Source organism: Sphingomonas bacterium, from assembly GCF_903644135.1.
Taxonomy (GTDB): Bacteria; Pseudomonadota; Alphaproteobacteria; order Sphingomonadales; family Sphingomonadaceae; genus Sphingomonas.
Genome location: NZ_CAHJXA010000215.1, coordinates 1 through 4,921, shown reverse-complemented (window position 1 = coordinate 4,921; position 4,921 = coordinate 1). Strand labels below are relative to the sequence as shown.

General features: G+C 69.9%; 5 protein-coding genes and 1 pseudogene. All 6 read right to left on the bottom strand.

The window, feature by feature from the left end:
- A partial coding sequence (locus HUU96_RS11245; RefSeq protein ID WP_174292887.1) for a recombination protein O N-terminal domain-containing protein occupies positions 1 to 179 on the bottom strand: 179 nt, incomplete at its 3' end.
- A 24-nt stretch (positions 180 to 203) separates the two neighbouring features.
- A complete protein-coding gene (locus HUU96_RS11240) occupies positions 204 to 1,094 on the bottom strand; it encodes a GNAT family N-acetyltransferase (RefSeq protein ID WP_174292886.1) in 891 nt (296 codons plus the stop codon).
- Positions 1,091 to 2,035: a polysaccharide deacetylase family protein gene (locus HUU96_RS11235; protein ID WP_174292885.1), complete on the bottom strand. Its 945-nt coding sequence runs from the start codon at positions 2,033 to 2,035 to the stop codon at positions 1,091 to 1,093. The genes HUU96_RS11240 and HUU96_RS11235 overlap by 4 nt, the downstream gene beginning before the upstream one ends.
- Before the next feature lie 53 nt (positions 2,036 to 2,088).
- The gene (uvrC, locus tag HUU96_RS11230; RefSeq protein ID WP_174292884.1) at positions 2,089 to 4,011 is read right to left on the bottom strand and encodes an excinuclease ABC subunit UvrC; all 1,923 of its coding nucleotides are present in this window, start codon (positions 4,009 to 4,011) and stop codon (positions 2,089 to 2,091) included.
- A 43-nt stretch (positions 4,012 to 4,054) separates the two neighbouring features.
- On the bottom strand, positions 4,055 to 4,588 hold the full coding sequence (locus HUU96_RS11225; protein WP_174292883.1) for a hypothetical protein: 534 nt from the start codon (positions 4,586 to 4,588) through the stop codon (positions 4,055 to 4,057).
- Between the two features lie 86 nt (positions 4,589 to 4,674).
- A pseudogene (locus tag HUU96_RS11220) lies at positions 4,675 to 4,921 on the bottom strand (hypothetical protein); the annotation flags it as partial.

The window sequence follows — 4,921 nt, the reverse complement described above, 5'->3', positions numbered from 1 at the left end:
GCCCGCCACTCGGCGCGGACGGTGTTGGCCGGCTGCAGGACCGGCCGCAGCTGGCGCGAGCGACCGCCGCGAACATAGCCCGGCTGGATGCCGTCCGCCGGCGTCAGCGCCCGCACGATCGCGCCATGCTCGCCATGGCCGCGCACCGACAGGATGATGGCGTCGCTATGAAGGTGCATCGCGCGCACCCTAGCGGGATGCGGCTAGCGGCGCACCCGCTTCGCCAGTCGTGCGGCGGCCGGATGCGTAGCGGCCCGCTTAGCGAGGGTAACACTGCGGTCGAACAGCGCCAGCGCGGCGAGCGTCGCCCGGTTGACGAGCGTCGGCCGCAGCAGCAGCAGGTCGACGCACTCGACGCCGCCGGTGGCGAGGCCGCGCTTGTGCTGCCCCTCGCCTTCGGTGAAGTCGAACCGCGCGAACCGCCCTTCCGCTAACAGGTCGCGCAGCGCCTCCGCCTGCAGCACGCTACCCGGCGACAAGCTTCCGCGCTCAGGATCGTGGCCGACATGATCGTAGCGCAACGTCGCGCCATCGGCCGTGCAGGCCAGATAGGCGACGGGTGCGCCGTCCAGCCACAACAGCCAGGCGCGCACCCGATCGGCGGCGGCGAGCGCGACCAGCCCCGCCGGTTCGGCGGGCAGGCCGCTGCCCAGCAGCCGTTCCTGATAGGTTGTCGCCGACACCGCGCGGGCGAGCGGATGAAACGCCGCGATCTCGTCCGGCGCGGCATGGCGGGTGATCGCAAAGCCCGGCATCGCCGCCAGCTTCCTGGCCTTGCGCTTCAACCCGGCGCGCGCGTTCGCCGACAGGCCGGCAAGCCACGCCGCCTCGCCCGCGGTCAGGTCGATCCAATACCGACGATAGCGTTGCCGCACCCGGACAAGCAGGCCGGGCGCATGGATCGCCTGCATCCGATCGACCGGCAGCGAGGTGACGAGATAACCATCCTCACCCGGACTCAGCACCGGCAGCACCGGCACGCGCCAGCCCAGCACCTCATCCAGCGACAGCGCCACCCGCACCAGCCGGCGCGGCACCGCCGCCAGCGTCCGCGCACCGACCTGGAACTTCAGCGGCAGGACGGCCGCGGTCACGCCGCCCGCTCGGCGAAAATGTTAGACCAGAGCTGCTCCGCCTGTCGCCAATGCGTCCGCAGTCGTGCCGCCGCGAGCGGCCGATCGTCCTGCCCTAGCGCCAGCGCCGGGCGGTCGGCGAAATGCACCGTCGGCAGCACCGCATGGCTGGCGGCCAACATCGCGCACAGCGCGTCGAAGCGCCGCACATGCACCGCGTTGACGCCGGTACCGAGGCGATTGGCCAGCTCGAAGCTGTGGCTGACGATCGTCACCGCGGCGTGCTTCTCGCGCGCCGCATGGGCCAGCGCCTGCCCGCTCTCGCCGCTCGACAGCGCGCAGATCTGGAACGGCCGCAGCGAGCCGGGCAGGTCCTCGATCAGCGTCACCGGCAGCTCGATCAGTCCGGCACGCAGGGTCGGCGCGATCAGGTCGCGCGGCAGGCCGATGCCGCCGGGGTAGAGGCCATTATGGCTGCTGTCATATTCGAAGCCGAGCGAGGCCAGTGCCGCCAGCGTGTCGTCATTGGCCGCATAGGCCCCCGCGCGGAACGCAATCGGTGTGGGCGCTCCCGCCGCCACCAGCAGATCGCGCGCGCCCGCCAGCAGGTCGGTCTGCTCGGCCAGACCATATTCGTTGAGGTTGAACCGCGCATAGCTTGCGCCGCGATCGCCTGCCCGCGCGCCCGCCCAGTTGGCGTGGCAGTGGAGCTGCACCTCCTGCCCCGCCGCCAGGATCGCCTCGACCATGCGCGCGACCGGCTTCAGGCCATAGACCATCGCCGGCATCGGATCGACGAAGAAGCACGCCTTGAGGCCATGCCGCGCCAGCAGGTCGAGGTGGTGGGTCAAGCCCACCCCGGCCGGCTCGACCGAGCGTTGATAGATCGTCGCAATATCCAGCCCGGCGGCATGGTGACGCCACGCGAACTCGGTGTCGACGGTGAGGAAGACCGAGGTCATCGCGCCGCTCTAGGCGGCGGCGGTGAACAATCGGCTAAGCAGTCGGATCACCCTCACCGCGCATGATAGAAATCATACACCTGCTGCGCCACCGCAGCCGATACGCCGGGCGCGCGCTGCAGGTCCTCCAGGCTGGCGTTGCGCACGGCGCGGCCTGTGCCGAAATGCATCAGCAGCGCCTTCTTGCGCGCCGGGCCGATGCCCGGCACCTCATCCAGCGGGCTCGCGCCGATCGCCTTGGCGCGCTTCTCGCGGTGCGCGCCGATCGCGAAGCGATGGACCTCGTCGCGCAGCCGCTGGAGGTAGAACAACACCGGCGCGTTGACCGGCAGGGTCAGCTCGCGCCCGTCCATCAGGTGAAACACCTCGCGCCCTTCGCGGCCATGGTCCGGTCCCTTGGCGACGCCGACCATGCAGACGTCCTCGATGCCCAGATCCTCCAGGATCGCCTTGGCGGCGTTGAGCTGGCCGCGGCCGCCGTCGATCAGCACCAGGTCGGGCCAGGTGGCGTCGTCGCGGTCGGGTGCTTCCTCCAGCTGGCGGGCGAAGCGGCGGCGGAACACCTCGCGCATCATGCCGAAGTCATCGTCGGTGCGGGCCTCGTTGCCCTTGATGTTGAACTTGCGATACTGGCCCTTGCGGAACCCTTCCGGCCCGGCGACGACCATCGCCCCCAAGGCATTGGTGCCCTGGATGTGGCTGTTGTCGTAGACCTCGATGCGGTCGGGCGACTCGGCCAGCTCGAACAGCTCGGCGACCTCGCGCAGCAGCTTCGCCTGGGTGGTCGACTCCGCCAGCCGCCGCTCCAGCGCCTCCTCGGCATTGCGCTTGGCCTGGTCGAGCAGCCGCCGGCGAGTGCCGCGCTGGGGGACCGACAGCTCGACCTTGCGCCCAGCCTGGGTGGCGAAAACCTCCGCCAGCAGTTCCGCCTCAGGCAGCTCGCGGTCGACGAACACGGTGCGCGCGGGCGGCACCTCCTCGTAGAACTGGGTCAGGAACGCGCTCAGCACCTCGTCCTCGGGCACATCGGCGACATGGGTTGGGAAGAAGCTGCGATGGCCCCAGTTCTGCCCGCCGCGGATGAAGAACGCCTGGATGCCGACCACCCCGTCCTTGCACGCCAGCGCGAAGATGTCGGCATCGCCGATCCCCTCGGCATTGATGAACTGCGTGCCCTGGACGAAGGTCAGCGCCTTGAGCCGGTCGCGGATCATCGCTGCCCGCTCGAAGTCCATCGCCTCGGCCGCCGCTTCCATCTGGGTGCCGAGCTTGGCCTGAACGTCGGTCGCCTTGCCGGCGAGGAAGTTCTTGGCGTCGCCGACCAGCTCGGCATAGCCGGCATCGTCGATCCGGCCGGTGCACGGCGCCGAGCAGCGCTTGATCTGGTAGAGCAGGCACGGCCGGTCGCGGGTCTTGAAGAAACCGTCGGTGCAGGAGCGGAGCAGGAACAGTTTCTGCAACGCATTCAACGTGTTGTTGACCGAACCTGCGCTGGCGAAAGGACCGTAATAGTCGCCCTTCGCGCGCCGCGCGCCGCGATGCTTCTGTATCCGCGGGAACTGATGATCCTGCCGCAACAAGATGAAAGGAAAGGATTTGTCGTCGCGCAGCAGCACATTGTAAGCAGGGCGGTAGCGCTTGATCAGCTGCGCTTCGAGCAGCAGCGCCTCGGCCTCGTTGTTGGTCGTGACGATCGTCATCGACCGGGTCTGCGCGACCATGCGCTGCAACCGCTTGGGCAGGCGGTCGACCTGGGTATAGTTGGTGACGCGGTGCCTGAGCGCCCGTGCCTTGCCGACGTACAGCACGTCGCCGCGCGCGTCCTGCATCCGGTACACGCCCGGCCGGGTCGGCAGCGTCGCCAGCACGTTGCGGATCGCCGCCACCCCCGCGGCGAGGTCGGGCGTGTCCGACCCGCGGACGGTGAAGGTCGCCTGCTCCTCGTTGAAGCGGGTGGGAGGGCCATAAGACGACATCAACAGCCATGTAGGACGGCGGGATTCCGGCGGCTAGGGTGGACTAGCGCGTGCCGTCGCCGTTGCGCTTGGCGTTGCCGGGCTTGAGCAGCGGCGCAGGCGTCATCGCCGCGTTCGAGCCGCCGCCCAGCACGTCGAGGTCCGCCGCCACCTTCGCGAGCATGGCATCGGTCAACTGGCCGCCGGTCTGCGGCTGGAGGCCGTGCAGGCTGAGCGTCTTGAACTTGTCGAGGTTCTCGTCGTCGCTCATCCCGGGCAGGTCCTTGTCGAGCACCGCCTTTGCGCCAAGGTTGGCGATCAGATCCTGGATCGGCGTGTCGAGGGTGAAGACGGCACGGATCACCGGCATCGGCTCGGTGGGCGGGGACACGACCGCCGCGCTTTCGGGACTGGCGGGGACGGCCAGCGTGGGGGCAGGCTGCGGTGCCGCACCGGTGGGCGAGGCGTCAGCGGTGGGTGCCGGGCCTGGCGCGAGCCCGTCCAGCGTGAAGGTCCTGGCCTTGTCGACGGGCGATTGCTGGCTGGTCGCGGCGGTGGCGAGGAGGGCGATGGCTGGCAGGATCAGGCGGATCGACATGCTGAGACTCGCAAACGCACCGGTGGATCTACCGGCCGCCTTGCTGTAGCTCGCCGAACGCTGCCAGGCAAAGCCGCAGCGATCGCTCAGTTGGGGCGACCCAGCCCCGCGATGCTGCGATCGACCAGCGCGCGGTCGGCAGCGGCACCGTGCTGCTCGGCGATCAGTGCGCCGGCAACATGGATCGCCGCATCGGCGGCACGGGCGCGGACCTCGGCGACGGCGGCGCGCTCGGCGGCACCGATCTTGTCCTCGGCCATGCGCCCGCGGCGCTCGACCAGGTCGGCGGCGTCGGTCTCGGCCTTAGCGAGCAGCGCCTGCGCCTCCGCCTCG

Bases quoted from the DNA above. Each gene is read 5' to 3' on its own strand.
- HUU96_RS11225 (WP_174292883.1), bottom strand. From the start codon at position 4,588: ATGTCGATCCGCCTGATCCTGCCAGCCATCGCCCTCCTCGCCACCGCC.
- HUU96_RS11235 (WP_174292885.1), bottom strand. From the start codon at position 2,035: ATGACCTCGGTCTTCCTCACCGTCGACACCGAGTTCGCGTGGCGTCAC.
- uvrC (WP_174292884.1), bottom strand. From the start codon at position 4,011: ATGTCGTCTTATGGCCCTCCCACCCGCTTCAACGAGGAGCAGGCGACC.